The 26,824-nt window shown below is 71.4% G+C and carries 24 protein-coding genes, 1 other RNA gene and 1 pseudogene; 15 read left to right on the forward strand and 11 right to left on the reverse strand.

Annotated features, from left to right (window positions below; translation table 11 throughout):
• The first annotated feature begins 6 nt into the window (after nt 1-6).
• The 4 genes from SPR02S_RS48695 (at nt 7) to SPR02S_RS48710 (ending at nt 3,649) form a co-directional block, all read left to right on the forward strand.
• Nucleotides 7-417, forward strand: a complete 411-nt coding sequence (locus SPR02S_RS48695) for a MazG-like family protein (protein ID WP_019064343.1) — start codon at nt 7-9, stop codon at nt 415-417.
• A 37-nt stretch (nt 418-454) separates the two neighbouring features.
• Complete coding sequence (locus SPR02S_RS48700) at nt 455-1,876, forward strand: hypothetical protein (RefSeq protein ID WP_019064344.1); 1,422 nt, start codon at nt 455-457, stop codon at nt 1,874-1,876.
• Between the two features lie 95 nt (nt 1,877-1,971).
• Nucleotides 1,972-2,877, forward strand: a complete 906-nt coding sequence (locus SPR02S_RS48705; RefSeq protein ID WP_019064345.1) for an NAD(P)-dependent oxidoreductase — start codon at nt 1,972-1,974, stop codon at nt 2,875-2,877.
• A gap of 115 nt (nt 2,878-2,992) precedes the next feature.
• On the forward strand, nt 2,993-3,649 hold the full coding sequence (locus SPR02S_RS48710; protein WP_019064346.1) for a DUF4232 domain-containing protein: 657 nt from the start codon (nt 2,993-2,995) through the stop codon (nt 3,647-3,649).
• Between the two features lie 26 nt (nt 3,650-3,675).
• Here SPR02S_RS48710 and SPR02S_RS48715 read toward each other — a convergent pair whose 3' ends face one another.
• On the reverse strand, nt 3,676-4,263 hold the full coding sequence (locus SPR02S_RS48715) for a GTP-binding protein (RefSeq protein ID WP_019064347.1): 588 nt from the start codon (nt 4,261-4,263) through the stop codon (nt 3,676-3,678).
• A gap of 414 nt (nt 4,264-4,677) precedes the next feature.
• On the opposite strand from SPR02S_RS48715, the gene SPR02S_RS48720 reads away from it, so the two are divergent.
• Entirely contained in the window at nt 4,678-6,117 is a 1,440-nt protein-coding gene (locus SPR02S_RS48720) for an ATP-binding protein (RefSeq protein WP_019064348.1), read from the forward strand.
• A 123-nt stretch (nt 6,118-6,240) separates the two neighbouring features.
• Here the strand turns inward: SPR02S_RS48720 and SPR02S_RS65415 are convergent, their stop codons facing one another.
• From SPR02S_RS65415 to SPR02S_RS48735, 3 genes are all read right to left on the reverse strand, one after another.
• Nucleotides 6,241-8,013, reverse strand: coding sequence for a helix-turn-helix domain-containing protein (locus tag SPR02S_RS65415; protein ID WP_026151587.1), 1,773 nt, complete (start codon nt 8,011-8,013; stop codon nt 6,241-6,243).
• A gap of 382 nt (nt 8,014-8,395) precedes the next feature.
• Nucleotides 8,396-8,851: a hypothetical protein gene (locus SPR02S_RS48730; RefSeq protein WP_019064349.1), complete on the reverse strand. Its 456-nt coding sequence runs from the start codon at nt 8,849-8,851 to the stop codon at nt 8,396-8,398.
• A gap of 145 nt (nt 8,852-8,996) precedes the next feature.
• On the reverse strand, nt 8,997-9,884 hold the full coding sequence (locus SPR02S_RS48735) for a hypothetical protein (protein WP_019064350.1): 888 nt from the start codon (nt 9,882-9,884) through the stop codon (nt 8,997-8,999).
• A 432-nt stretch (nt 9,885-10,316) separates the two neighbouring features.
• On the opposite strand from SPR02S_RS48735, the gene SPR02S_RS48740 reads away from it, so the two are divergent.
• The 4 genes from SPR02S_RS48740 to SPR02S_RS48755 all read left to right on the forward strand — a co-directional run bounded on the left by SPR02S_RS48740 (nt 10,317) and on the right by SPR02S_RS48755 (nt 16,085).
• The gene (locus SPR02S_RS48740) at nt 10,317-13,403 is read left to right on the forward strand and encodes an AfsR/SARP family transcriptional regulator (protein ID WP_019064351.1); all 3,087 of its coding nucleotides are present in this window, start codon (nt 10,317-10,319) and stop codon (nt 13,401-13,403) included.
• Nucleotides 13,404-13,498: 95 nt separating this feature from the next.
• Entirely contained in the window at nt 13,499-14,182 is a 684-nt protein-coding gene (locus SPR02S_RS48745) for a M15 family metallopeptidase (protein WP_026151588.1), read from the forward strand.
• A gap of 109 nt (nt 14,183-14,291) precedes the next feature.
• A complete protein-coding gene (locus SPR02S_RS48750; RefSeq protein ID WP_019064353.1) occupies nt 14,292-14,828 on the forward strand; it encodes an RNA polymerase sigma factor in 537 nt (178 codons plus the stop codon).
• Between the two features lie 120 nt (nt 14,829-14,948).
• The gene (locus SPR02S_RS48755; protein WP_019064354.1) at nt 14,949-16,085 is read left to right on the forward strand and encodes a C40 family peptidase; all 1,137 of its coding nucleotides are present in this window, start codon (nt 14,949-14,951) and stop codon (nt 16,083-16,085) included.
• A gap of 96 nt (nt 16,086-16,181) precedes the next feature.
• Here the strand turns inward: SPR02S_RS48755 and SPR02S_RS48760 are convergent, their stop codons facing one another.
• Both SPR02S_RS48760 and SPR02S_RS48765 read right to left on the reverse strand, forming a co-directional pair.
• Complete coding sequence (locus SPR02S_RS48760) at nt 16,182-16,721, reverse strand: AMIN-like domain-containing (lipo)protein (RefSeq protein WP_373283442.1); 540 nt, start codon at nt 16,719-16,721, stop codon at nt 16,182-16,184.
• Between the two features lie 128 nt (nt 16,722-16,849).
• A complete protein-coding gene (locus tag SPR02S_RS48765; RefSeq protein WP_019064356.1) occupies nt 16,850-17,665 on the reverse strand; it encodes an SAM-dependent methyltransferase in 816 nt (271 codons plus the stop codon).
• 155 nt (nt 17,666-17,820) lie between these two features.
• Here SPR02S_RS48765 and SPR02S_RS66375 point away from each other — a divergent pair, with 155 nt between their 5' ends.
• From SPR02S_RS66375 to SPR02S_RS65425, 4 genes are all read left to right on the forward strand, one after another.
• Nucleotides 17,821-18,126, forward strand: a complete 306-nt coding sequence (locus SPR02S_RS66375) for a type II toxin-antitoxin system Phd/YefM family antitoxin (protein WP_078623234.1) — start codon at nt 17,821-17,823, stop codon at nt 18,124-18,126.
• Between the two features lie 719 nt (nt 18,127-18,845).
• A complete protein-coding gene (locus SPR02S_RS48775) occupies nt 18,846-19,196 on the forward strand; it encodes an antitoxin VbhA family protein (RefSeq protein WP_019064358.1) in 351 nt (116 codons plus the stop codon).
• Entirely contained in the window at nt 19,193-19,564 is a 372-nt protein-coding gene (locus SPR02S_RS58145; protein WP_245607761.1) for a Fic/DOC family protein, read from the forward strand. The genes SPR02S_RS48775 and SPR02S_RS58145 overlap by 4 nt, the downstream gene beginning before the upstream one ends.
• Nucleotides 19,453-19,764, forward strand: coding sequence for a Fic family protein (locus SPR02S_RS65425; RefSeq protein WP_245607760.1), 312 nt, complete (start codon nt 19,453-19,455; stop codon nt 19,762-19,764). The genes SPR02S_RS58145 and SPR02S_RS65425 overlap by 112 nt, the downstream gene beginning before the upstream one ends.
• A 397-nt stretch (nt 19,765-20,161) precedes the next feature.
• Here the strand turns inward: SPR02S_RS65425 and rnpB are convergent.
• The 4 genes and pseudogenes from rnpB to SPR02S_RS48795 form a co-directional block, all read right to left on the reverse strand.
• An RNA gene (gene rnpB / locus SPR02S_RS59375) (RNase P RNA component class A) lies at nt 20,162-20,573 on the reverse strand.
• Nucleotides 20,574-20,736: 163 nt separating this feature from the next.
• Nucleotides 20,737-21,519, reverse strand: a pseudogene (locus tag SPR02S_RS66380) (DMT family transporter); the annotation flags it as partial.
• A 19-nt stretch (nt 21,520-21,538) separates the two neighbouring features.
• On the reverse strand, nt 21,539-22,372 hold the full coding sequence (locus SPR02S_RS48790; protein WP_043259032.1) for a helix-turn-helix domain-containing protein: 834 nt from the start codon (nt 22,370-22,372) through the stop codon (nt 21,539-21,541).
• A gap of 49 nt (nt 22,373-22,421) precedes the next feature.
• A complete protein-coding gene (locus tag SPR02S_RS48795) occupies nt 22,422-23,069 on the reverse strand; it encodes a TetR/AcrR family transcriptional regulator (protein WP_019064362.1) in 648 nt (215 codons plus the stop codon).
• Nucleotides 23,070-23,115: 46 nt separating this feature from the next.
• On the opposite strand from SPR02S_RS48795, the gene SPR02S_RS48800 reads away from it, so the two are divergent.
• Nucleotides 23,116-24,753 carry an FAD-dependent monooxygenase gene (locus SPR02S_RS48800; protein WP_019064363.1) on the forward strand — a complete coding sequence of 546 codons (1,638 nt, stop codon included), beginning with the start codon at nt 23,116-23,118 and terminating at the stop codon, nt 24,751-24,753.
• Between the two features lie 34 nt (nt 24,754-24,787).
• Nucleotides 24,788-25,348, forward strand: a complete 561-nt coding sequence (locus tag SPR02S_RS58150) for a hypothetical protein (protein WP_019064364.1) — start codon at nt 24,788-24,790, stop codon at nt 25,346-25,348.
• Here the strand turns inward: SPR02S_RS58150 and SPR02S_RS48810 are convergent.
• A complete protein-coding gene (locus SPR02S_RS48810) occupies nt 25,299-26,747 on the reverse strand; it encodes an RNB domain-containing ribonuclease (RefSeq protein WP_019064365.1) in 1,449 nt (482 codons plus the stop codon). The two genes, SPR02S_RS58150 and SPR02S_RS48810, sit on opposite strands and share 50 nt — an antisense overlap.
• Nucleotides 26,748-26,824: the final 77 nt, after the last annotated feature.

Consider the following 26,824-nt stretch of genomic DNA (forward strand, 5'->3'; position numbering starts at 1 on the left):
GGGCGTATGAGTGAGCACAACGACCGGGCCGCCGACCTCTGGGCCGGCATCGAGGACCTGTGGACCTGGGTGGACGACAACCGTCCGCTGACCGGCGAGGGAGGCGAGAACGGCGGGGCGGGCCTGCTCCTGCGCATGCTGAAGCTGTCCGAGGAGGTCGGTGAGGTCGCCCAGGCGGTGATCGGGGCGACCGGGCAGAACCCGCGCAAGGGCGTCACCCACACCTGGGACGACGTGCAGGCGGAACTGTGCGACGTGGTGATCACCGCGCTGGTGGCGCTGCGCACGCTCACCCCCGATACGCGGCAGGTCTTCACCCGTCACCTGGCCCGGGTCATGGAACGTTCCCTCGGCCCGTCGGCAGTTGTTCACCCCCAGGACGTGCCCACACCCCGCGGAGTTGGTGAGGTCCGCTGAACCTTCTCGTCGACACCGAGCCGACGAAGGGGTCCCAGTGCAGGACTACGCAGTCTCCAGCGGAGCGTTCGCCAACAGGCGCAGGACGGTCGCCGTGGCGGGCACCTGCCTCGCCCTCACGGCCCTGGGTCTGAATATGGGCCTGAACAGCCAGGCGCACGCGGCGAGTTACGGCACCCCGACCATCTCCCTCTCGGCAACGTACCTTTCGGGCGCGGTGGGTGCGGTCGGTGATCCGACGGTCCAGGTGACGGTCGCTCAGAGCGGCGCGGACGTCGGCGCGTTGACGGTCGCCGCGAGCAAGAGCAGCAAGACGTCCGTGGCGCCGACGAGCGCGGTGACCGTGACGGGCACCGGCGCAACCCGCCAACTCGCTGTCACGGCAGCCGCGCAGGGCTATACGGACCTGACGGTGAAGGTCACGGGCCTGGGCGGCAAGACAGCGACGAAGACCCTGCACTACGCGGCCTCGGCATCGGTCCAACAGCCCGCCGACACCCGCTACTTCACCGGCTCCAGCGACGCCTCCGCCGCGGTCGACGTGGGCGGCGGCTACATCGTCGTAGCGGATGACGAGTCCAACGTCCTCCGCCTGTACGACCGTTCGACCTCCGGCGCGCCGATCAAGACCTGGGACTTCAGCGACGACATCGACGTCTCCAAGGAGATCGACATCGAGGGCGCGGCCCGCGTCGGCGACACGATCTACTGGACCGGCTCGCTGGGCAACAACAAGGACGGCGAGTACAAGGCGCCCCGCAACACGGTCTTCACCACGAAGGTGACCGGCACGGGGGCCAACACGACGCTCTCCTACGGCAGTTCGTACGGCAAGCTGCGCGACGACCTGGTGGCGTGGGACAAGGCGAACGGCAACCGGTACGGCTTCGCGGCGGGCACCGCGGACGGTCAAATCCCCAAGGAGATCAACGGGTTCAACGTGGAGGGCCTGGAGTTCGCGCCGGGCTCGACGAGCACGGCGTACCTCGGTTTCCGCGCGCCGCTCGCCCCGGCGGTGGAGGGCGGCAAGGCGCTGCTCGTGCCGGTCACCAACATCGACAAGGTGGTCGCGAACGGCACCGCCGCGACCTTCGGCACACCGATCGAGCTCGACCTCGGCGGTCTCTCGGTGCGCGACATCCGCAAGAACGCGGCGAACCAGTACCTGATCGTCGCCGGTTCCTGGGCCGCCGACGACAACTCGGACCCGTACGCCCTCTACTCCTGGACCGGCAACCCCACCGACCAGCCGGTCAAACTGCGCGACCTGCCGACGACCGACCCCGGCGCCTGGGAAGCGGTCGTAGACGTACCGGACCTGACAACCTCGGGCGCCCGCGCCCAGCTGATCACCGACGACGGCGCGGCCGACCTCTACGGCGACGGCACCGAGGCGAAGGACCTCTCCCACGAGGAGTGGAAGAAGTCACGGTCGACCTGGTTCACGGTCACGGGCTGACGGCAACGGCTGCCGCGCGCCCCGCCGGGAGGCCGGGTGCGTGGCGGCCTGGCACGCTGGTCCTCGACAACACCGTCGAGGACGAAAGCCGAGTCATGACCTCCGAAAAGCTCACCGTAGGCGTCCTGGGCACCGGCATCATGGGCGCCGCGATGGCCCGCAACCTCGCCCGCGCCGGGCACACCGTGCACGCCTGGAACCGGACCCGTGCCAAGGCCGAGCCCCTGGCCGCCGACGGCGCGCACGTCAGCGGCACGGTGGCCGACGCCGTACGTGACGCGGACGTGATCCTCACGATGCTCTACGACGGCGACGCCGTGCTGGATGTGATGCGCGAGGCCGCCCCCGTGCTGCGGCCCGGCGCCGCGTGGATCCAGTCGACGACCTCCAGCCTCGAATCGGTGGGCGAACTGGCCGAGTTCGCGAACCGGCACGACCTCGTCTTCTACGACGCCCCCGTCCTCGGCACCCGCCAGCCCGCCGAGGCCGGTCAACTGACCGTCCTGGCGGCGGGTCCGGTGAGCGGCCGCGAGACGGTGACCCCGGTGTTCGACGCGGTCGGCGCCCGCACGATGTGGGTCGGCGAGGAGGGCGCGGCGGCGACGGCGACCCGGCTGAAGCTGGTGGCCAACAGCTGGGTGCTGGCCGTGACGAACGCGGCGGGCGAGGCTCTGGCGTTGTCCAAGGGCCTGGGCGTGGACCCGCAGGACTTCCTCGGCCTCATCGCCGGCGGTCCCCTCGACATGGGGTATCTGCACGCCAAGTCGGCCGCCATCCTCAACGACCAGCTGACTCCGGCGAGTTTCGCGGTCACTACGGCCGAGAAGGATGCCCGGCTGATCGTGCAGGCGGGCGCGGCCAACGGCGTTCGGCTGGACGTGGCCGCGGCGAGTGCGGAACGGTTCGCGCGGGCGGCGGCGCAGGGGCATGGGGACGAGGACATGGCGGCGGCGTATTTCGCGAGCTTCGAGGAGGGCGCGGGCGAGAAGCCGGGCGACTGAGCGTCACCATTGCGTCACAGGTGGTGCACGGGCGAAACCCTGGGTGCGACGGACCTGTCTCTCTCCGCGAGTGCCGGTGAGAGCCGGTCCGTGCACAGCAAGTTCGGGGGACGTCATGCAGAAGAGCAGCATCAGCATCCGTAGGGGCGCGATGGCGGTGGCCGTGGTGTCGGTGGCGGCGGCGATGATGACGGGGTGTCAGCCGGGCGACGCGGAGACCGGGTCCGACGACGTGACGTCGACGGCGCCGACCGCGACCAGTTCCTCCCCCATCTCCTCCCCCGTCTCCTCCACGTCCACGGGCACGTCCGGGTCCACGGGTACGTCGGTGAAGACCTGCGCGCCGAACTCCCTGAAGGCCAGCGCCTATCAGGCCGCCGACCGCCCCACCGGTACCGGGACCGGCGCCGCGATCGTCCAGTTCACCAACACCACCGCCAAGCCCTGCGTCCTCCAGGGCCACCCCACCGTCGCCGGCGCCGCGAACGGTTCCCCGGAGCTCAATGTCCCGCTCCAGGTCACCCCCGTCGGCTCCGCCTCCCCCGTGAAACTCGCCCCCGGCGCCCAGGCCTGGCTGAAGCTGACCTTCGTGCAGGTGCAGGGCGAGGGCGACGGCTACTGCGAGTCCGGTTCGGCGCCCGTCGTGTACCCGACGATGGTGATCGGCCTGCCGAACTCCGGCGCACACCAAGTCGCCCTGGATGATGGCCAGTTCGCGGAGTGCGACGGCACGCTGACCGCTACGGCCGTGACGGCGACGAAGCCCTCATGACCGTATGACCGTACGGCTGAAGCCAGTTACACCGGCTGGCGGTCCCCCGACGCCTCCGCCGCCAGCCCCCGCATGACGTGTTCGAGGAGCGCGAGCAGCACCGTCTTCACCGACTCCCGGTCGCGGGCGTCGCACAGCACGAGCGGTATGTCGGGGGCGAGGTCGAGCGCGGCGCGGATCTCCTCGGGGTCCTCCTCGCAGACGCCGTTGAAGCAGTTGACGTCCACGGCGAAGGGGATGCCGCGGTGCTCGAAGAAGTCGACGGAGGGGAAGCAGTTCTCCAGGCGGCGGGTGTCGGCGAGGACGACCGCGCCGAGCACGCCGCGGGACAGGTCGTCCCACATGAACCAGAACCGGTCCTGGCCGGGGGCCCCGAAGAGGTAGACCACGAGGGCCGAACCCAGCGTGATCCGGCCGAAGTCCATGGCGACCGTCGTCGTGGTCTTCTGCTCCACCCCGACGAGGTTGTCCACGCCGACGCCGGCCTCGGTGATGAGTTCCTCGGTACGCAGCGGGGTCGTCTCGCTGATCGCGCCGAAGAGGGTGGCCTTCCCGTCGTCGACCGCGGTCCGTTCGGCGGTCAGCCCGGTGAGCCGCTTCCGTACGGTGGCCAACTGGGCCTGGTACTGCGCCCCGACCGGCCTTCGCGCCCGCCCCCGCCGGCGCGGACGTACCCCGATGTCGGCTCACCTCGCCCACCGGCAGCCGACGGCACGGCGGAGAGGAGGAGCTGCGGTGAAGAACTGCGACACCGACGTTTTCCCAACCCCTTGGCCACGAAGACGTTTTGGCTGACTACCCAGGGTGAGGCGAGGGGGAAAGGGTAGTTCGAGGGGCGCAAGGGGCGGAGTGAAGAGTCCGCCGCACTCCGTCAACACCTCCCCCTCCGGGCCACGCAGGGCTGTCACCAGTCGTAACTCCATTCGATCTCTGTGTTACTAGCATTGAAGTTACTATGGTTCACTTGACTATGACCAATACTAGTAGCACGGGCTAGGTTCGATGCCAGCAAGACCGAGGGGTGCGCCATGGCGGGTTTCGTAGGCCGCGAGTCCGAGCTGGCCGCGCTGGAGCGCCACCTCGCGTGGGTGCGCGAGGGCCGGGGCGACCAGCGCGGCCGGGCCCTGCTGCTCCGGGGCCGGCGCAGGGTCGGCAAGTCCCGGCTGGTGGACCTCTTCTGTGAGCGCGCCCAGGTGCCGTACGTCGTGCATCAGGCCACCCGCGGCGAGGACGCCCACCGGGAACGGGCCCGTTTCCTCACCGAGGTGCGGCACTCCTCGCTGCCGGACACCGCCCTCCTCGCCGGCGTCACCACGGTCGCCGAGTGGGACACCGCCCTGCGCCAGCTCGCCGCGGTGCTCCCGGACGACACCCCCAGCATCGTCGTCCTCGACGAACTGCCCTGGATGCTGGAGGGCGACCCGGTGCTGGAAGGCACCCTGCAGACCGTGTGGGACCGGGTGCTGAGCCGGAAACCGGTGCTGCTCGTCCTCATCGGCAGCGACCTGGCGATGATGGAACAGCTCTCCGCCTACGGCCGCCCCTTCCATCAGCGCGGCATCGAGATGGTGTTGACGTCCCTCTCCCCGGCCGAGGTCATGGCGATGACCGGGCTCCCCGCCGCGGACGCCTTCGACGCCCATCTGATCACCGGCGGCCTGCCGCTCGTCTGCCAGGAGTGGCGGGAGGGCGAGTCCCGTACCGACTTCCTCGCGCGTGCCCTCGACGACCCCACCTCCCCGCTCCTGGTCTCCGGCGAGCGTGTGCTGGCCGCGGAGTTCCCCGCCGCCCTCCAGGCCAGGCACGTGCTCTCCGTGATCGGCAGCGGCGAACGGACCTTCGGGACGATCGCCGCGAGGGCGGGCTCGTCCGGCCGGCCGCTCCAGCCCGGCTCGCTCAACGCGGCGCTGCGCACCCTCGCGGACAAGCGGCTCATCGCCGTGGACACTCCCCTGTCCACCCGGCCCGGAGACCGCGACCGCCGCTACCGCGTCGCCGACCCCTACCTCCGGTTCTGGCTGGCCTTCCTGGAGCGGGGCATCCCGGAGATCGAGCGTGGGCGCGGGCGGATCGTGAGCGACGCCGTCGAACGCGGCTGGACCTCATGGCGCGGACGGGCGATCGAACCCGTCGTCAGGGAGTCCCTGGCCCGGCTGCTCCCCGACCGCACCTGGCCGCAGGTCCGGGAGGTGGGCGGCTGGTGGCCCCGGACGAACAACCCGGAGGTCGACCTGGTGGGGGCGGACCGTTCGCCGGCCCGCGAGATCGCCTTCGTCGGCTCGATCAAGTGGCACGAGCGGGGGCCCTTCGACCACCGGGCCCTGGCCTCTCTGGCCCGGGACGCGATGGCCGTGCCCGGCGCCGACGAGGACACTCCGCTGGTCGCGGTCTCCCGGTGCGGGTTCGCGGTGGACGGGCTGGTGTCGGCGTACGGGCCGGAGCGGCTGATGGAGGGCTGGGGCGGCTGACGGGGGGCTGGGGCGGCTGACGGGGGGCCAGGGCGGTTGATCAAGGGCTAGCGCGGCTGACGGAGCACCGCGTGCCGCGCCAAGTTGGGCGTACGCGCTCAACCACCCCCGGATCCCGCCCCCTCACCCCCTCCCCGGCGCCCCCAACAACCCCTCACTCTGCGCCCCCAGCCACGTCATCCCATACGTCTCCGCCCCCCGAGACGCCTCCCGCAGCAACCGCACCGCGTTCGGCTCGCTCCCCGGGCCGCCCACGCGGCGCACGGCGCGGGCCTGGGCCAGGCGGAGGCGGGCGAGTTCCGGCTGGGAGGAGCGGGCCGGGATCGCGGCCCGGCGGAAGTGTTCGAGGGCGGTCTCCGGTTCGCCCGCGGCCAGGGCGAGGACGCCGCAGGCGCGGGCGGTCGGGCCGACGAGGACGCTGGGCCAGCCGCCCAGGGCGATCTGCTCGCCGTCGTGCGGCGCGAGGCGTGCGCGCAGTACGGGCAGCACCGGTGCCAACTCCGTGTCGAATCCGCCCTGGAGGTCCAGCGCCGCGCAGACCTCCGCCAGCAGGACGAGCGCGGGGACGGCCCAGCCCGACGGCGGGAACCGGTCGACGTCGGCGACGCAGCCGAGGAGGAGGTCCGCGCCCTCGGCGTACTGCCCGGTCTCGCACAGGGCGAGGGCCAGGCCGGCCCGCCAGATCGGGAAGTAGGCGTGGCGCTCGACGTCGCCGGCCAGGTCGGAGGTGAACAGTTCGGCCAGTCTGCCCTGTTGTCGCAGCAGCCAGTAGGCCTGGCCGAGGCGGGTCTGGGTGAGGTTGTCCGCGGGGACTGCGTAGTCGGCGCGGAGCAGTTCGATGAACTTCAGCGACTCCACGAAGATCCACTCGGCGGCGGCGTCGAACCGGCCGTGCCACAGGTCGAGCAGGGCGTCGAGGGTGTGCCGCTGCCAGAGGGCGAGGGCACTGTGGGTGTCCGCGGCGTGCTTGCGGTACTGGTTCGCGGTGGCGAGGGCGCTGAAGATCCTGCCGTTGCGGAGCTGGTCGATGGCGACGGCCATCAGGGCCTCGCCGCGGAAGTACGGCGAGTCGTGCCGGGCGGCGGCTTCGCGCAGCCGCTCGGAGAGCGTCAGCGACTCGGGGGCCGGCATGAAGTCGTAGCGTGCCCAGCGACATTCGGTGAGGACCTCGCAGCGCACCTCGCCGTCGCCGTCGTCGGGTAATCGGCGCAGGGTGTCCTCGGCGAGCCGCGCTCCCTCGGCGGGCCCCGCGAGTCCGGCCGCGGTGTCCTGGCTGACCGCCAGGGCCATCTTCTTCGCCAGGTGCGCTTCGAGCCGCAGCCGCAAGCCCGCCGCTTCCGCGCTGCCGTCGCCGTCCAGCGCGGCCAGGCAGCCCCGGAGCGACTGCAGCAGCTCGCGGTCGGCCTGCCCGGGATCGGACCAGCGCCGGGCCATCCTGATCACGGCCTCGGCCTGCGCCCGCGGATCGCCCTCGGCGCCGCGGTACGCGGCGGTGTAGTGCCGTTCGGCCTCCCGCATCTCGCCCGCGGTATGGCTGAGGTCACCGCGCCGCAGCAGCCGGCGGAACTCCGCGCGGTCCGGCCCGCCGGCCGAACGCCCGTCCCGCTCGGGCGACTTGACCGCCCCGGCGGCCCGCTCACCGGCCCCGCCCCGGACCGCTTTCGGTACGGCGTCGGAGCCCGGCAGCGGCGCCAGCCCGACCAGCGCGCCCTTCGCACCCAGCACCTCGTCGCACAGCTGGGCCAACTCCAGGGACGCCCTGCGGCGCCCGTTCTCCACGCGGCTCAGGAAGCTGCGGCTGCAGTACACCTTGCCGGCCAGCTCACTCAGCGACATGCCTGCCGCGATGCGGCGCCGACGTAACTCGGCGCCGAACCCGTCGTACTCGATGACCATCCCCCCAACAACACACCGCCCGAACGGTGTTGCCAAATACCCGCTGGCAACACCCGACCCCTCCGGTCCGGCCCGATGACCGGGGAAGCTGTCTGTGCCGGAGCCTACGGGCACGGGGGCGCGCCCCATGGGGGAACGGGCGCACTGATCATGCCTTCGGACGAACCCGAGGCGCGTGCTGCGGTCGATATGCCGGGGGCACTCGACCGCAGCACATCCGGCGCCAACTCCCCCGTGTTCCACGGGGTCACCGAAGAGCTGAACGACGACGGGGGAATGGGGGGTCCACGGTCCGGGGCGCGCGGGGGGCGCTCCGGGCCCCGGATCCAGGACGCCTCAGTGCACCCGTGCGCAGGTGTACCGGGGCGGGTCCGTCGGGTCGTCAGCCCTGGCTGCAGTAGTCCACCCAGCGGTGCGAGGAGATGTTGTTGTTGACGCTCTTGCCGAACTGGTCCAGGCCCGCGCCGTAGGTGAAGCGGTAATTGCCGGTCGTGGTGTCCCACCAGCGGTCGCCCTGGCTGATGCAGGCGTGCGCACCGCCGCCGCTGGGGGCGGTGTACAGGTCTACGGCGTCCAGGCCGCCCGCGTAGCCGTTGTTCCAGATGTCGGAGGTCAGGTTGCGGCAGCTGCCCCAGTTGTCGGAGTTGCCGGACCACTTGCACTCGCGGCCGCCGCCGTAGGGCTGGGTGTAGACGTGGAGGTAGCCGTCCCCGGCGAGTTGCGCGGTCGCGGTCTTCTGGGTGCCCGCGTCCAGCGCGCTGGCGCTGGAGACCGGGGAGAAGAGCGCGGCGACGGCGGCGGCCGAGGCCGCGACGGTGAGGAGACGCTTGACGGACATGGTTTCCCTCGTTTCGTTGTGAGTGGGGTGATGCGCCCACGCCGGGGTCATACGCCCGCGGTGGGGTGATGCGCCCACGGCTCGACGGCCGTGGTGGTCTGTGTGTGTTGGGGTCTATGTGAGTTGGGGAGGAAGCGGGCCGGGTTCAGTCGGCGTGCGCGACGATCTCGCGGGCCCGGGGCAGCGCCTCGCGCTTGAGGCGCGCCAGGTCGGCCGTCTCCCGGGGGTGGCTCCGCCGAAGCTGGTCCCGGTACTCGGCGTCCAGGGACTTGGCCACGGACGACAGGCCGCTGGAGACGGCACAGGCCGCCTCGGCCGAGGCCAGTCCTACCTCCTTGGCGTGCGGCCACGGAGTCTCCGGCCCGGTGGCCGCGGCACGGGCCCGGGCGGGGTCCGCGTAGGTGTACGTCCGCTCGCGCATGCAGCGCGCCCACGGTTTGACGGCCGCCTTGTAGCGCTTGTCGTCCGTGACGAGGCCGACGCGCATGCCGGCCAGGCTGTCGGTGACCCGGGTGGCCCGGAACCAGGCCTGGAGATCGCCGTACAGCTGCCGTTGGGCGGTGGCCTGGCAGCCCTGGTCGCTGTGGGAGACGCGGATGCCGTTCGGGAGGCGGGCCGAAAGTCCCTGCGCCTGCGCCCCGTTGAGGTCGCTCACCAGGACGGCCCTGGTGCCGGCCGGCACGGAGTGGAAGTACCGCTGGTTGGGGTCGCTCCGGACCTCGGCCACCCGCTGCCGCCGTAGATCGGTGCCGTAGCCGTGGGCCCTGGCCCATGCCGGGTCGTCCACGACGTAGGGGAAGCGGACCGAGACGTCGTCGGGGGCGGCCGGCTCGACCCAGTACTTGTGTCCCTCCTTCTCCATGCACTTCTTGATGAGGAGCTGCTCGGCGAGCCGTAGCGTCTCGGCCGTGCTGCCCGCGGCCCGGGGTGTGCTGCTCCCGGTCGCCCCGGGGGTGGTCGTGGTGCCCGCGCATCCGGTGGCCGTCGTCGCCAGCAGACCGGCGGTCAGCAGGGTCAGGGTCCAGCGGTGCATGGGGCGGCTCCCGGGGATCTGGTCGAACGGGCGAATGGACGAACGAGCGAGTGGGCGAACGAGCGTGTTGCTTTCGAGCCGTTGACGCCCCGCGGGCCCTGTCCGTATGCCCCCGGATCACAAGGTTTTCTTCTTTCTCCGGCGGTCATACGAGGGCGGCCGGCGAACCGTCCCCCCTGCGCGCGACAGTCCTCGCCGACCGGCCGAAACCAGCCAACCGGCGGGAGGAGGGAGGAGCGCCGACCACCGGCCGAGGCGCGTACGACAGACGTCACCTGCCACGACGTTGCAGGTGAGGGACACCGGTCCGCCGAATCGATCGAATCCGGTCACGGCGGTCCGGCCGTTGCTGTGCCTTCGCTATGTCGTGGGCATGTTCGCCGATATCTTTGCCCTGCTCCATCGGGCGGGTGGTGCGGCGATCGGGGAACGATGTTCGAAGTACGGCTGCTCGGTCCGGTGGAGGTGTGGGCCGGCGACCGGCGGGCCCCGCTCGGTGGCGTCAGACCCCTCGCGGTCCTGTCGGCACTGGTCGTCCACCTCGGTGAGGTGCTCTCCACCGAGCGGCTCGTGGACTGTGTCTGGGACGAGGAGGCGCCGGCCACCGCGGGCGCCCTGGTCGCCACCCATGTCTCCGCAGTACGCCGGGCACTGGCCCAGGTCACGCAGGACGCGGTGGTCCGGACGCGCCCGCCGGGCTATGTCGCCGACCTCGAACCGTCCCAGGTCGACGCCCGCCGGTTCGAGGACCTGCTCGCCTCGGGCCGGGCCGCCGCCGCGGCGGGCCGCCTTGAGGAGGCCGCCGAGCTGCTGCCCGAGGCGCTGGCGCTGTGGCGCGGCCAGGAAGCGCTGGAAGGACTGGGTCAGAACTTCGCCCGGATCGAGGCGGCCCGGCTGGCCGAACTGCGGCTCATCGCCCAGGAGGAGTCCTTCGGACTGCATCTCGATCTGGGCCGCGCGGACCGGACGATCGCTCCGCTGCTCGCGCATGTCGCCGCCCACCCGCTGCGGGAACGGCCGCGCGGCCAGCTGATGACCGCGCTGGTCCGCACCGGCCGCGGCTCCGACGCCCTGCGCACCTACCGGGAGGGCCGCGCGATCCTGCGCGAGGAGCTGGGCATCGATCCCGGCCCGGAGTTGCAGGCACTGCACCAGGCGGTCCTGACCAACGACACACAGGTGGCCGGCCCGGCACGCCCGCACCGGACCGGGCGGGAACCCGCCGGGCCCCCGAGGCCGCCGGCCGCCGACCGCTCCACTTCCACCCCCGCACCGTCCCATCTCCCGCCGGACATCGCCGACTTCGTGGGCCGCTCCGGGCAGATCGCCTGGGCCGCCTCGCTGGTGGGCCGGGTCGACGAGGCGGGCCGTACCGCTCCGCCGATCGGGGTGATCTCCGGCCGGTCCGGCACGGGCAAGACCGCGCTCGCCGTGCACGTCGGCCACCGTACGGCCGAACTCTTCCCGGACGGACGCCTGTTCGTGGACCTGCGTGCGGCCGACACCGCGCCGCTGCAACCCGCCGACGCCCTCGCCCGGCTGCTGCGCGCCATGGGCGCCGACCCCAAGACCCTGCCGACCTCGGTCGAGGAGCTGACCGGGCTGTACCGCACCCACATCGGCCACCGGCGCGTCCTGCTGATCCTGGACAACGCGGCGGGCGAGGCGCATGTACGGCCCCTGCTGCCGCCCGGCCCGGGCTGCGCCGTCCTCGTCACGAGCCGGCGCCGGCTGGTGGCTTTGGAGGGCGCCGACCACCTGGACCTGGCCGTGCCCGGTCAGGCGGAGGCGCTCGAACTGCTGCGCCGGGTCGCCGGTCCTGACCGCACGAGCGCCGAGCCGGAGCGGGCCGCGGAGATCGTCTCGCTGTGCGGACGGCTGCCGCTGGCGGTGCGTATCGCGGGCGCCCGGCTGGCGGCCCGCCCGCACTGGGCGCCCGGCCGGCTCGCCGACCGGCTGCGCGACGAACGCCGCCGGCTGAGCGAACTGCGCGCCGGGGACCTGGAGTTGCGCACCAGCCTCGAACTCGGTTACGCCGACCTGGAGTTGCCCGAGCGCCGGGCGCTGCGCCGACTGGCCCTGCTGGACCTGCCGGACTTCGCGGCCTGGATCGCCGCCCCTCTGCTGGACATCGGCACGGAGGAGGCCGAGGAGGCGGTGGAGCGGCTGGTGGACTGCCACTTCATCGACGTGATCGGCGTGGACGACACGGGTCGCAGCCGGTACCGCATCCATGACCTGGCCCGCGAACACGCCCGCGAGCGCTGCCTGTCCGAGGAGAGCCCCGAGGAACGTACGGCGGCCGTGCTGCGGCTGGTGGCCTCCTGGCTGGGTCTTGCCGAGAAGGCCGCCGCCCTCGGCCCGGGCGGAGCCGCCCGGCGCTTCCCCGAACCGGCCGCCGTACGGCCCCTCGACGCGGCGACCGAGGAGGAGCTGCTGGAGCGGCCCACGGCCTGGTTCGCCGCCGAACAGGCCTGTTTGCTGGCGGCAGTCGAGTACTGCGCCGACCACGGCATGGTCCGCGCCGCCCGCGATCTGGCCGGCGCGCTGATCGCGAGTTCGGCCGCCCTGTACAACCAGTTCGACGCCTGGTCCCGCTCGCACGCCGCGGCCATGGCCGCCGTACACCGGAGTGGGGACGGCGAGGGCGAGGCCTGGCTGCTCGCGGGTCTTGGCCAACTGCGCTACGAACAAGACGAGTTCGAGGATTCGTACACCTACTTCGGCAAGGCCCTGCGCCTGTTCGAGGCGCGCGGTGACGTGCCCGAGGGGGTGGCGCTCGCGCTCGCCGGGATGGGGACGGCCCGCCGCGAACAGGCCGGGTACGCCGAGGCGTTGGAGCTGTTGGACGCGGCGCTGGAGCGGTACGGGGAGTCCGGCGGGCAGGGCGCCCGGGCCCGGGTGCTGTACGGCATCGGATATGTGCACCGAGAACAAGGACGCGGCGCGCAGGCCCGCGAGGCTCTCGCGCAGGCACTTGACCTGTACCGCGCGGCGGGCGACCGGCACAATGAGGCGCTGACCCTGCGGTCGCTGGCCCTGTGCCACCGGGCCGAGGGCGCGCTCGCGGACGCCGAGCGGCAACTGCACGAGGCACTGCGGATCTTCACGGCTCTGCGGGACACCTTCGGGGTGATGTACACCGAACAGTCGCTGGCCAAAACGGAGTTGAGGCTCGACCGCCTCGACGAGGCACAGGCGCGGCTCGGCCGCTGCCTGACCGTGGCCCGTGAGCGCCAGGACCGCTTCGGCGAGGCGCTCGTCCTGCGCACCCTGGGCGAGTGGCACCTGGCCGCCGGCGACCCGGACAGCGCGCGGGAGCCGCTGGAACGGGCCCTGTCGACCTGGGAGACCCTGCGGCTGCCCCTGTGGCGGGCCCGCACACTCCGGGACCTGGCCGAGGTGCGGGAGGCGCACGGCGACGCGTCGGCGGCGCGCGCGGCCAGGGCCGAAGCACTCGGCGTCTTCCGGGAGTTGGACTGCCGCGAGGCACAGGAGCAGGCGCCGGACGCCGTCTAGTCCGTACCTACCCGGCTTCGCCTGTAGAAGCCCTGGTGGGCCACCTACAGGCAACTTGCAGAGCAGTTGCAGCGGGGTCCGCGATGCTGATGCACGTGACAGAGATCATCACGCTCTCGGACGCCCGGGTCGCCGCCGTCGCGGAGGACGACTGCGGGGAAGCCCTGGTCGACCTGCGCGGCACGGGCAACCTGTGGATCGACCACCGGCAGGCCGACGACGACGGCAACTACGCCCACCTCAGGACCGGTGCGCTACGGCGGCTGGTGCGAGCCCAGCGGCTGCTGCCGGCCGGGGTCCGGTTCCTGGTGGTGGAGGGGTACCGGCCGCCCGCTCTGCAGCGCCGGTACTTCGAGGAGTACGCGCAGACCATGCGCCGGGCCCACCCGGACGCGTCGCCGGAACGCATCCGCGAACTGGCGAGCGCGTACATCTCCCCGCCGGAAGTCGCACCGCACGTCAGCGGCGGGGCCATCGACCTGACGCTGTGCGACCAGGACGGCCGGGAACTGCCGCTGGGCACGGAGGTCAACGCGACCCCCGAGGAGAGCGAGGGCGCCTGCCGCACCGAAGCACCCAATATCAGCGCCGAGGCACGTGCCAACCGGGCCCTCATGAGCTGGGCCCTCGACGCGACCGGCTTCGTCAACTACCCGACCGAATGGTGGCACTGGTCGTACGGCGATCGGTACTGGGCGCTGCTGCGCCGGGCACCGGCCGCCCGCTACGGCCCCGCCACCCCACCCGGCTCACCCGGCCTACCCGGCTCGACGGCCTGACCAGCCGCCGACCGGGACACCCAACGACCGCACCGTACGGCCGAGTTCACGACCGAGTTCACGGCCGGGCCGAGTTCACGACCGAGTTCACGACCGAGGGGGAAACAGCATGGAGACCAGAACCTGCGCCGTCCCGCCACCGCAGCGCGAGGACGGCGACCGGATGAGTCCGAAGGACTTCGACGCGTCCTTCGCCGCCGACATGCCACGCCTGCGCCGCCGACTGCTGGCCCTGACCGGCAACCCGCACGACGCCGACGACCTGCTCCAGGAGACCTACCTACGGCTCTCCCGACGCGCCCGCGCCCAGAACCTGACGCGGCAGCAGCACCCGTACGCCTACACCTGCACCGTCGCCCTGAACCTGCTGCGCGACGCGTGGCAGCACCCCTCCCGGCGCGAGCAGTCCACCGACCGGCTGCCCGAATCGGGCTGGGACGGCGGGCTGGCCTCCTACGAGGCGTCCCAGACCACGCTGGCGCTGCTGGCCATGCTCTCCGAGAAGGAGGCCGCGGCGGTGATCCTCGTGGACCTGGAGGGCCTCAGCCACGACACCGCGGGCGAACGCCTCGGCGCCCACCGCGGCACGGTCCAGCGCAACCGGATGCGCGGCCTGGCCAAGATGCGCGACGCGCTCGGCGACTAGCCCCACCCACGTGCCGCTCCCCCACGGGGGTGGGGAGCGGCACGCACGTCCCCCCACCGCCGTCCCCAACTGCCGTCCCCGGCCCGTCCGGTGACGTCGTCCCGACGAAGGAAGACTTCCTTGAACACCAGCAGCACGCGCCGCCGGACCAGCGGCGCGCTCCTGGGGGCCTCGGTCCTCGCCCTGTCCGCGTTCGTCTCCGCCCCGGCCCACGCCGCCGCGCAGGCCGCCACCTGCGGTGTCCTGGCACCGGGCGCCTCGGCCACCGCGCAGGCCGCGGTGAACGCCGCCTGTTCGCAGATCGGCGTCTGGTACAGCTGGGGCGGCGGCCACGCGGCCACGCCGGGCGCCAGCTACGGCTACTACGACGGCTCGGACCCCGACAGCCTCCACGACAACGAGCGCAAGGGCTTCGACTGCTCCGGCCTGACGCGCTACGCCTACTACCAGGCCACCGGCCGGGACCTGCTCAACGGCACGGCGGACGACCAGTTCCACAGCTCGCAGGCCTCGGCCCGCTTCGCCGCTTCGCAGGGCTCCGCCCCGCTGCTGCCGGGCGACCTGATGTTCTGGGGCAGCGGGCACATCCACCACGTCGCCATGTACCTGGGCAACGGGCAGATGGTCGAGGCGTACGAGTCGGGCACCCACATCCGGGTCGCCCCCGTCCGTACCGGCGGCGACTACGCGGGCGCGATCCGGATCAACGGCTCGGGCACGCCAACTCCCCCACCCGCGAACGGCGGTACGGTCTTCGAGACCTGGGGCACGGGGGTGCGCACCCGCTCCACGCCGAGTGTGCGCGGTGCCGTGGTGGACACCTTCGCCGGTCCGACCCAGGTCTCCGTCCAGTGCCAGCAGCACGCCGAGACGGTCACCGCCGAGGGCTACACCAACGACATCTGGTCCAAGCTGGCCGACGGTTCCTGGCTGACCAACATCTACATCAAGGGCCCGGCCTCGCTGCCCGGCATCCCGGACTGCGGCGGCAGCAGCACCCCGCCGCCCTCGGGAGGCAGCAAGCCCTTCCAGACCTGGGGCACCGGCGTCCGCACCCACAGCCAGCCGAACGTCAACGCCGGCGTGGTCGACTACTTCGCCCAGCCCACCACGGTCAACGTCGTCTGCCAGGCACACGCCCAGGAGGTCACGGCCGAGGGCTACACCAACGACGCCTGGTCCAAACTGACGGACGGTTCCTGGCTGACCAACATCTACATCAAGGGCGCGGCTTGGCTGGACGTACCTACCTGCTGACGCGCAGCCGATGCCACGGCCGCCGTACGCCTCAAGGGGCGTGCGGCGGCGGGCAGTTGGACACGAGGAGCGGCAAACGAGTCGACCCCTCCGGGGTCACCAGGTGTGAGCCACGTCGACCACGAGATGGTTGGCCGTCTGGAAGACCTGGAACGGCAGCCGGGCACGGACGCCCAGTCCGGCCTGGGTGTATCCCTCGGAGCCGCCGGTGACCTTGAACTCCCGGAAGGTCCGGTACCCGGTGACGTCGACGGACGGAAGCGGCGGGTAGGGCTGTCCGGTCGCCGGGTCGTAGCGCGAGGAGAACAGCGAGATCTCCAGAATGGCTCCGCCCTTGATCGGAACCACGATGTCGCTCGGGTCCTGATGCAGTACGTCGACGTAGCGGACCGTGTAACCGATCGGGTCGGCCGTCGTGCCCTGGGCGTCGAAGACCAGGCGGTCGAAGCACTCGTGCTGTCCGGTCCGCACGTCGGTCAGTCGCCTGGAGGCGACGGCGTCACCGGTCTTGTCCAGGCTTCCCCACGTCACGGCACAGTCCACGGCCGCCGGCGCGGCCACCGCCGGAACCGTGCCGGCCAGCAGGCCGCCGCCCGCCAGCATTGTCGCGGCCAGTGCAGTACCTATCCGTCGCATGACTACCCCCGGTAGCTCGCGTAGGTGTGTGTCCTTTCAGACCGGCGGCCTTCCGGAAGGTTGTGCGCCGCTGCGGTTCTTCCTGTCCTGCCGTTACGGCTACGCGGTCGTCACGGCTCACGCGGTCGTCACGGCTTACGCGCAAGTCCACCGTGCTCGGCGATGACCTCCGGGACGCCCGAACCGGGCTCCGGACGCCACTGGGTCACCGAGACGACACCGGGCTCGACAAGCTCCAGGCCGTCGAAGAACGCGGTGATCTCATCAATGGCGCGCAGGTTGTACGGAACGGCGCCGCTGGTGTTGTAGGCGTCCTGGGCCTGCTCGAAGACGGGGTCGATGCCGCGCGACCCGTCGTTGACGGAGAGGTAACTGCCCGAGGGCAGGGCTTCCATCAGCCGGGTGACGATGGAGCGGGCCTGATCGTGGTCGGCGACGTGACCCAGGATGTTGCTGAGGATGAGCGCGGTAGGACGACCGAAGTCCAGTGTCCTGGCGGCGACTTCGAGAATGCGGTCCGGGTCCGTCACATCGGCGTCGACGTAGGCGGTCGCACCCTCCGCGGTGGAGTACAGCAGGGCGCGGGCGTGCGCGAGCACCATCGGATCGTTGTCGACGTAGACGATCCGCGCCTCGGGAGCGAGCCCCTGGGCGACCTGATGGGTGTTCTGCGCGGTCGGAAGGCCGGTACCGACGTCCAGGAACTGCCGGATGCCCACCTCGGAAACGAGATACGCGATGTTCCGCCGCAGGAAGCCACGGCTGGAGCGAGCGATGGTGACGATCCCGGGAAACACCTCGGTGTACGCGTCACCGGCCGCCTCGTCGACGGGGTAGTTGTCCTTGCCGCCGAGCCAGTAGTTCCAGATACGGGCAGAGTGCGGCACCGACGTGTCGATCTTCTGCTGCTCCGCCGATTCGGGCACCGGCACGGGATCGCTCATGAGTCGTGTGCGTCCTTCAACCGGGGCGGGGATCATTGGCGGCACATCCTACGACTCAACTCCCTTCTCCAACACACCAGTTCATGTCTTCTGGTCCATGTCTTCCGACTGATGTGCCCGCCATGGGACGGGCCGAGTCGGGCTGTACACCGGGGATGGCTTCGATACCCGAGGAAGCACCCTCTGAGCTGTGCGGACGTTCCGCGGGACCAGAGGCCGCGCACATCACGTGCACACCGACCCGGAGTCCACCTCTCCAAGAGGTACGGATTCACTCCATGAACGGCGACGCCATCCTCATGCCGGCAGAGGATTACGACGCCTGGCAGGAGACCGTCTACCTCCTGCGCTCACCGGCCAACGCCCGCCGCCTCATGGAAGCCGTAGCCCGCGACCGTGCGGGCCAGACAAGGGTCACCCAGTCCCTGGAGGAGTTCCAGGGACTGGCCGGTGACGAGTGAGGGACGTCAACTTCGACCCGGCCGCCTGGGACGACTTCCAGCACCGGCGACCCTCGAAGTGGTCCAGACCGAGGCCGTGTTTGAGTTCGCGGGAGCCGTGGCCGGCGGGCCACTCCATGAGGATCGTGCGGGTGGGCAGGATGCCGTCCCACCGCGCACGGGGGCCAGATCCACACGTCGAGGTCGAAGCGTCTGCTTCCCTTCCGCAGGAACTCCCAGGTAGAAGCGGGGAGCCCCCAGACACGGAAAGTGGCCCCGACCCGGACCACAAGTCCAGGTCAGAGCCCTGCCGACAGACGAGCCGGGCCGTACGCCGGGGAGAATCACCGCGGCGCTATGACCTGCACAAACGTGCAGCGAGGGCGTTTCCGTGGCTACCTTGATGGCTACGTAAGGAGGCGCCCCACGCCGGAGCGGTCCGGACGGGGGCTTCGTCGTTCTCGGAGAGGCCAGTTCTGGTGGCCACCGAGGCGGACGACATCACCGCCGACATGGTGATCACCGAACTCACCGGCGTGGTGTACCGGTGGTCCCGTTCAACCCCGCCGACATCGGCGAACCTCGCGGTCTCGGTTCGGTTCGTTCCGGCCCCTGTGGCGCCACCGGCCCGTTGTCCAGCTCCGCTTCCAGGACGGCGAACCCGCCCGGGACGGGACATTCACCGGAATCCGTACTAGAATCTGTACAGAATCAAGCCTCTATATGGGTACGGTGACAGCATGGAGATCCCTGAGGTCGTGACCGTCAGCGATGCGCGCGCGAGGCTGTCGCGGATCCTGACTGACCTGTCGGAGTCCGGCGCGGATGCCGACCCGGTCCTGATCGGCGCCCACCGCAAGCCCCAGGGCGTCCTCCTGTCCGTCGAGGCCTTCGAAGCGCTGAGCGGCCGAGCGGCACGACGTGCAGCCGTCGCCTCGGCCACCGGCTCCATCGAAGCCGAGGGGCTCCAGGCTTCCCAGGCCTCCGATCGCGACACCGAGGCGTACGTGAAGGGCGACCTCGACGCGGACACCCTTGTCGCCCGCGCGATCGCCCGCCACCGACAGACTTCGGAGCGGCGGGCAGGGTGAACGATCCGTACGCCATACCCAACGGCGTGCTGCGCAACAAGCTCGGCATCACCGACCATCAACTGCTCGCGGCAGCGGAGGCGGACATCACCCGGGCGCGCCTGGTCATGCTCGCCGAACGCCCCCTACCCGGCGCGTACGACCTCGGCCATTTCCAAGCTTTCCATGCCGCGATCTTCGGTGACATCTATCCGTGGGCAGGCGAGTTACGCACCGTGAACATCGCCAAGCGCACACCGTTCTGCCCGGCAAGAACTTGGCGTCCTACGCCGGAGAGATCTTCGGCCGTCTCGCCTCGTCCGGTCACCTACGGGATCTCCCCCGGCGGGAATTCGTCATCCGACTTGCCGCGCTGTACGGCGACTTGAACGTCCTCCACCCGTTCCGCGAGGGCAACGGCCGCACCCAGCGGGCGTTCCTGACCCAGCTCAGCACCGACGCGAGCTACGACCTGAACTGGTCGACCCTGGACCCTCAGCGCAACGAGGACGCCTCGGTAAAGAGCTTCCTCGGCGACAACAGCCTGTCAGAGCAGATGCTGGACGAACTCGTCACAACCACGGGGTGACACAGCCATCTCCCGGTCGGCAGGCGCGATGCTCGGCGCCCGACAGGCTGGCATGGAGCGTTTCTGCGCCAACTTCGTCGGGTCGAGGTTCTCAGGCGGCAGAGCCGGACTGCTGAGGATGAGTGCCACCCGGTCGAGGCACGAGCCAGAAGCGGCTGCGCCACATCCTCAGGCATCGTGGCGGAACCACTCGGACGCCCCAGGGCAGAAGCCGTTTGTGCCAGGTCCGGCCGCGCCGCCGCCCGGCTCTGGCCCCAGTTTTCATGGCTACCTACGTGGCTACCTACGTAGCCGTGCGATCCCGTTTGAACCCGTACGGACCGGGGTCCGACCAAACCCCTGGATCTATGAAAAGGGCCCCTGACCAGTACTTTCCCTGGTCAGAGGTCCTTGGCGGCAGACGAGCCGGGCCGTACGCCGGGTTCTGTGTCCGGGAGGACCTCACGATCCCCCCGGCGACGGCCATCCATCTAGGACCGGTGTTGCCACCGGCCTCGTGCGGTCTACCCGCGGACTCGGGCGGGCAGCCCTCGAACGTCCGCGCAGAGCGCGCTTTTCACGGCGGCGCTCCTTTTGACCTTGCTCCGGGTGGGGTTTACCTAGCCGCCTGAGTCACCTCAGGCGCTGGTGGTCTCTTACACCACCGTTTCACCCTTACCGAAGATCGAGATCTCCGGCGGTCTGTTTTCTGTGGCACTGTCCCGCGGGTCACCCCGGGTGGCCGTTAGCCATCACCCTGCCCTGTGGAGCCCGGACGTTCCTCGGGAAGTCCCCCTAGGGGCACTCCACGCGGCCGTCCGCCCGGCTCGTCTGCCGTGTCGACCATGCTACCGGGCGGGCGCGACCCCGCCGACCGACGGCCGGTCCCCCCGGGTCCAGCGGCCCCGATCCGCCCCCGCCTCCTCCCGCCGTCGCCAGCACCGACCCCGCCAGGATCAGCGTGAACGCCACCACGATGCCCACCGTCAGGCTCTCCCCCAGGAACAGCGCGCCCGCCGCCACCGCGACCGCCGGGTTGACGTACGTGATCACCGTCGAACGGGTCGGGCCGACCTCCTTGATCAGCTCCAGGAAGGCCACGAACGCCACCGCCGTGCAGATCACCCCCAGACCGGCGAGGGACGTCAGGACCTGGGGCGACGGGACCGAGGACGGCCAGGTCAGCGCCGCTGCCGGGGCGTAGACGATCGCCGCCAACGCCAGGCACGGGGCGGTCAGTTGGAGTGTCGGGACGTCCTTCAGGTAGCGGGCCGCTATCAGCGGCGCCGTCGCGTAGCCGAGCACCGTCAGCAGCACCTCCGCCAGCGAGCGCGCGTCGCCGCCCGTCAGATGCGGGACCGTGAGGACCGTGACCCCGGCCAGGCCCAGCGTCAGGCCGGCCACACGCCGGGCGCCCAATCGCTCCGTCTCGCCGAAGAAGCGCGCCATCAGCACGCCGACTATCGGGACGCCCGCGATCAGCAGGCCCGCCGTAGAGCTGGACAGGTGCCGTTCCGCGTCCGTCAGCGTGAACCACGGGACGATGATCTCTATGCACGCGAAGGCCAGCATCGGGCGCCAGTGCGTCCGGAGTGTGCCGGCGAGGCCGCCTTGTCGTAGCGCGAAGGGCAGCAGGAGTACGGCGCCCACGGCGCAGCGGGTGAAGACGACCGTGGACGGGGACAGCGGGGCGTCCACCGCCACCTTGATCATCAGGTAGGGGATGCCCCACACCACTCCCATCAGGGAGAACAGGAACCAGCCGCGTGCAGTCATACGGCGAGTGTCGGACCGGTCAGCGCCCGCGGTCTTGAACGCTGTTGCGGTACGCCGCCGGTGTCACCCCCAGCACCCGCCTGAACCACCGCGTCAGGTGCGCCTGGTCCGCGAAGCCCACCTGCGCCGCCACCTCGGCGGGTCGCCCGCCCGCCTCCAGCAGACCGCGGGCCCGGGTCACCCGGTACTGGGCGAGCCAGGCGTACGGCGGTATCCCCATCGTCGTACGGAAGGCTCGGAGGAGCTGGTAGCGGGACAGGTCGAAGTCCGCCGCCAGGGATGAAAGCGATGGTGGGGTCAGTAGTTCGTCCGCCAGGCGGTCCCGTACCGCGTGCGCCACCCAGGCCGCGCCCGGGATCTCGTCCGGTGCCGGGCTCGATGTGGAGTGGCGGCGGGCCAGGGCCGTGAGGAGCCAAGGAAGGCGGGACTCCACCTCCAACGGGTCCGGGCAGACGCTGAGTTGGGTGTGCGCCGTGCGCAGGGCTACGGCCAGTTCGGCGTCGTCGAGGAGAGGTTCGCGGAAGTGTGGGAGGGCGGCGCCGAGGATGCCGTCGGTGAGGAGGGCCGGGTCGGCGTAGAGGGCGCGGTAGGCGTAGCCCTCGGTGGTGGTGCCGGGGCCGCCCGTGTGCATTTCGCCGGGGGCGAGTACGACGATGGAGCCCGGGTGCGTGCGGATGCGGCCGCCGCGGTAGTCGATGACCTCCGAGCCGCCGACGCAGACGCCGATCGTGAACTCCTCGTGGGCGTGCGGGGCGTAGACGTGCCGGTCGAAACGGGCGGTCAGGAGGTCGAGGGGCGGGCCGCAGCGGCCCAGTCTCGCCCTCGTCCACAGTGCCTGCTCACGTGCGCTCACCGGCCGCACCCCCTCTCCTCCACAGGGTGCAACGCGCCGGGGCCGCGTGTCATGCCGGGGTGAGCGCCCGCTCCAGTGTGTCGAAGGCCGCGGCCATCCGTACCTGGTGGTCCTCGGCCGGCTCTTCCCCGCGTTCGCCCGCGAGCAGGCGGCGCGCGGTGGTGCCGTACACCGATCGGTACGCGGCGACGATCAGGGCCGCGGCCAGGGCGGGGTCAGGGAGGTCCGGGGCGGTCTCGGCAAGGGCGTCGGACAGGGCGTTCTCGATCTCCTCCAGGCCTTCGCGGGCCCGGGCGCGCAGGGCCGGCGAGTCGATCACGACCTGCCAGAAGTCCGGGAAGGCGTCGTTGGGACCGGCCAACGGGTGGTGCTGGTCGCGGAGTTCGAGCGAGAGGCGGCGCAGCGCGGCGAGCGGGGTCTCGCCCGGGGCACGGTGGCGTACCGCCCCGCTGAGCACCTCGACCGCCTCCGGGATGCGGTCGAGGAACAGGTCCTCCTTGCGCGGGAAGTAGTTGAAGACGGTCATCGTCGACACCTCGGCGGCGCGCGCGACCTCCGCGACCGACACCTGGTCGAAGCCCCGCGCCTTGAACAGGCCGGTGGCGACGTTCGAGATCCGCTGCCGGGTCGCCCGCTTCTTGCGCTCCCTCAGGGACAGCTCGACCGCGCCGTCACTGCCACTCGTGCTCTCACTCATGGGAATAGTGTAGCGAACATAATTTTTTAGTGACTACACTCAAGCCATGGACACTGACACGAACACCGACACCGACACGACCTCTGAGGCGACCGCTGACACGACCACCGACACGCGCTACGACGTCGTGGTCGCCGGAGCCGGTCCCGTGGGACTGCTGCTGGCGACCGAGCTGAAACTCGGCGGAGCACGCGTGCTGGTCGTGGAGCGGCTGGCCGAGGTGAACGAGACGATCAAGGCGGGCGGCATCAACTCGACCACCGCCGTCGCCCTCTACCGCCGAGGACTGCTGCCCGCGCTGGCCGAGGTGCACGAGGAGGCGATGAGCCGCTTCAAGGAGTTCATGCGGACCCAGGGCGGTCCCGGTCACGGCGACGGCGACGGAGATGCCGATCCCGTGCCGCCGCCGCGGTTCGCCGGGCACTTCTCCGGGATCATGCTGCGGGCCGATCTGCTCGACGACTCGGACCCCGCCTTCGCGGAGCTCGGTCCGGTCGAGCGCGTCGGGCTCGTCCCGCAGGCCCCGCTGGAGCGGCTGCTGGGCCGGCACGCCGACGGACTCGGCGTCGAGGTGCGCAGGCAGGTCGAGTTGACCGGCTTCGACACCGACGAGGAGGGCGTGACGGTCCGCCTGAGCCCTACGGACGGCTCCGCGCCGGGGACCGTCCGCGCCGGTTGGCTGGTCGGCTGCGACGGCGGGCGCAGCCTCGTGCGCAAGCTCGCCGGGTTCGACTTCCCGGGCACCCCACCGGAGATCACCGGCTACCAGGCGCTCGCCGACATGACCGGCACCGAGCCCCTGCGCGGCGGCTGGAACACCACCGACGTGGGGACGTACGCGTTCGGTCCGCTGCCGGGACGGATCCTCACCGTCGAGTTCGACGGGCCGCCCGCCGACCGTGAATCCGCCGTCACCGCCGAGGAGTTGCAGGCCAGCGTGCGCCGGGTGACCGGCGTCGACGTCACCGTCCACAAGGTCCACTCCTCGACCCGGTTCACCGACAACTGCCGCCAGACGGAGACCTATCGCTCGGGCCGGGTGCTGCTCGCGGGCGACGCGGCGCATGTGCACTCGCCGTTCGGCGGGCAGGGCCTCAACCTCGGTGCCGGGGACGCGATGAACCTCGGCTGGAAGCTCGCCCTCGTGGTGAACGGCCGGGCGCCGGTGGAACTCCTGGACACCTACACGGCGGAACGGCATCCGATCGGCGCCTGGGTGCTGGACTGGACCCGCGCCCAGATCGCGGTGATGCGCCCCGAGCCGCACTCCCGCGCCCTGCGTGAGGTGGTCACCGACCTCACCGGGACGGTCGACGGCACCACGTATTTCGTCAAGCGGATCTCCGGTGTCTGGCAGCGCTACGACCTCCCCGGCGACCACCCGCTGACCGGCCGCAGCGCCCCCGACCTCGAACTCGCCGACGGCACCCACCTCGCCGACCACCTCCACACCGGCCACGCCCTCCTCCTCGACCTCTCCGACGACCCCAAACTCCGGGCGCGCGCGGCCGGTTACGAGGGTCTGGTGGACGTCCTGACCACCACCTGCCCCCAACACCCGGAACTGGCCGGGCTGTTGGTGCGTCCGGACGGGATCACGGCATGGGCGGCCGACGTGGACGGCACCGAGGACGACCCGACGGAGGCACTGCGACTGTGGTTCGGCGCGCCGCTTGGCGCTTGACCCTGCCGCGACGTCAGCATCTGTACTGATCCCCATGAGGACCAACTGGGCGGGCGGCGGGCGGGTGTTCGGGTATGCGCGGGGGCGACGGGCCCTGGTGGCCGGGTCGGCGCTCGCGTGCGTGCTGGAGACGCTCACCATGTCGGTGCTGCTGCGGGACTGGCCACCGCTCGACCAAGTGGTGCCGGTCCTGGGCCTGTTCGCGGTCGCGTCCGTCGCCGCCCTGCACGCGTCCTCCGTCGCCCGCCCGCACCTGCTGGACCAGGACACCTTTGCGCTACGGCTCCGGCGGGCCGCCCGCGCCGACGTGATCGTCCCGCTGGGTCATATCGCCTCCGCCGAGCGGGAGTTGCGGGTGGCCCGGCGCCGGTCCGACGGCGAACTCGATCTCCCCGTCGGCTTCCGCACCTCCATCACCCTCCAACTCGCCGAGCCGGTAACCCACTTCACGCTTCTCGGCCGACAACGAGAGGTGCACGCCGTCCACTTCCACGCCGACGACGCCGAACTCGTCGTAGCGACCCTTCAGGCCCAGCTGCGGGCGGTCAGGCGGGGGCGAAGCGTACCTTCGACGTGCCCGGGTCCGCCTGGGTGAGGCGGACGCGCAGGCGTTCCCCCAACGGCAGCGGAGTCGTGCCGCCTTCGAGGCGGGCCACGACGGCCGGGGTGTCCAACTGCACCTTCCCCACGGTGGGTTGGCGTTCGTCGACGTCCACCACACAGCCGTCGAAGAAGTCGCCGACGCGGTCCTTCAGCAGGGCCGCCTCGACGATGTCGACGCACTCGCGCTCGACGGTGCCCGCGAGGCGGGTGCCGTCGGCCATCTGTTTGGGGAGGGCGTCGAGGCCGGCCAGGACCCAGGCGGGTGGGCTGCCGGGAGCGAGGCAGAGCTCGGCGGCGTAGCGGTCGACCAGGCGCCGTAGGGGTGCCGTGCAGTGGGTGTAGGGGGCGGCCACCGCCGCGTGGGTGGTGATGGCGGGGAGGTTGCCGTCGCGGAAGACCGTGTAGCCGGCGCCGCGCAGCAGGGTCGTGCACTCCTGGAGGAAGGCCGCGTGGTGCGGGAGGTGCGGGTCGAGGGAGCGGATGAGTTCGGCGTACGCCATGTGGTGCGGCCAGTCGATGTGCAGCGCGTGTGCGGTGCGGTGGAGGCGGCCGACCGCGCCGTCGGGAGCGGTGGGCAGGGTGCGCAGGACGCCGGTGCCGTGCGTGAGCATCAGGTCGGCGGCGGCCATGCCGGTGAGGAGGGAGATCTGGGCGTTCCAGCCGTCGGCGGGGAGCGGGGCGCGGTAGGCAAGTTGGTAGGTGTGGTCGCGCTCGACGATCTCCTGCTCGGGCACGTTGAGGGAGATGCCGCCGCGCTCGACCTCCAGGCGTTCGCGTGCCTCCCCGATGTCCTTCAGCAGGGCGAGCGGCTCCTCGGCGGTGCCCGCGTCGATCTGCCGCTGCGCGGTCGCGTAGTCGAGTTTGGCCCGGCTGCGGACGAGGGCGCGGCGGACGTCGACGGCGGACGTACGGCCGTCCGCGTCCAGGTCGATGGTCCACAGCACCGCCGGCCGGGTCACGTCCGGCAGCAGACTCGCGGCGCCCTCGCTCAGCAGGGGCGGGTGCAGCGGGGTCTTCTCGTCGGGGAAGTACAGGGTGGTGACGCGGCGGTGGGCCTCCGCGTCCAGCGCGCCGCCGGGGACCACGAAGGCGGCGACGTCGGCGATGGCGTACCGGACCCGGAAACCGGTCCCCCCGGTCCGCCCGGTCCTCCTACGGGACAGGTGCATCGCCTGGTCCAGGTCCATGGATGTCGGCGGGTCGATGGTGAAGAAGGGGATGTCGGTCGCGTCCTCGGCGGGCGGCACCGGGGACTTCGCCGCGCGTTCCGCCTCCGCGAGCACCTCCGGCGGGAAGGTCTCGGGTACGCCGAGTTCGGTACGGAGTGCGGCGAGGGCGGCGCGGAGCGGGGCTTCGGGGGCGCCGGTCACCCGGATACGGCGGCTGGGCATGACACGAGCGTAGGCACAATCCGCAGGCCCGCACCCTTTACGCTGGCGCAGGCCCCCACGTAAGCCAGAAGTTCCGC

Origin of the sequence: Streptomyces prunicolor NBRC 13075 (assembly GCF_000367365.1) — a bacterium.
Taxonomy (GTDB): Bacteria; Actinomycetota; Actinomycetes; order Streptomycetales; family Streptomycetaceae; genus Streptomyces; species Streptomyces prunicolor.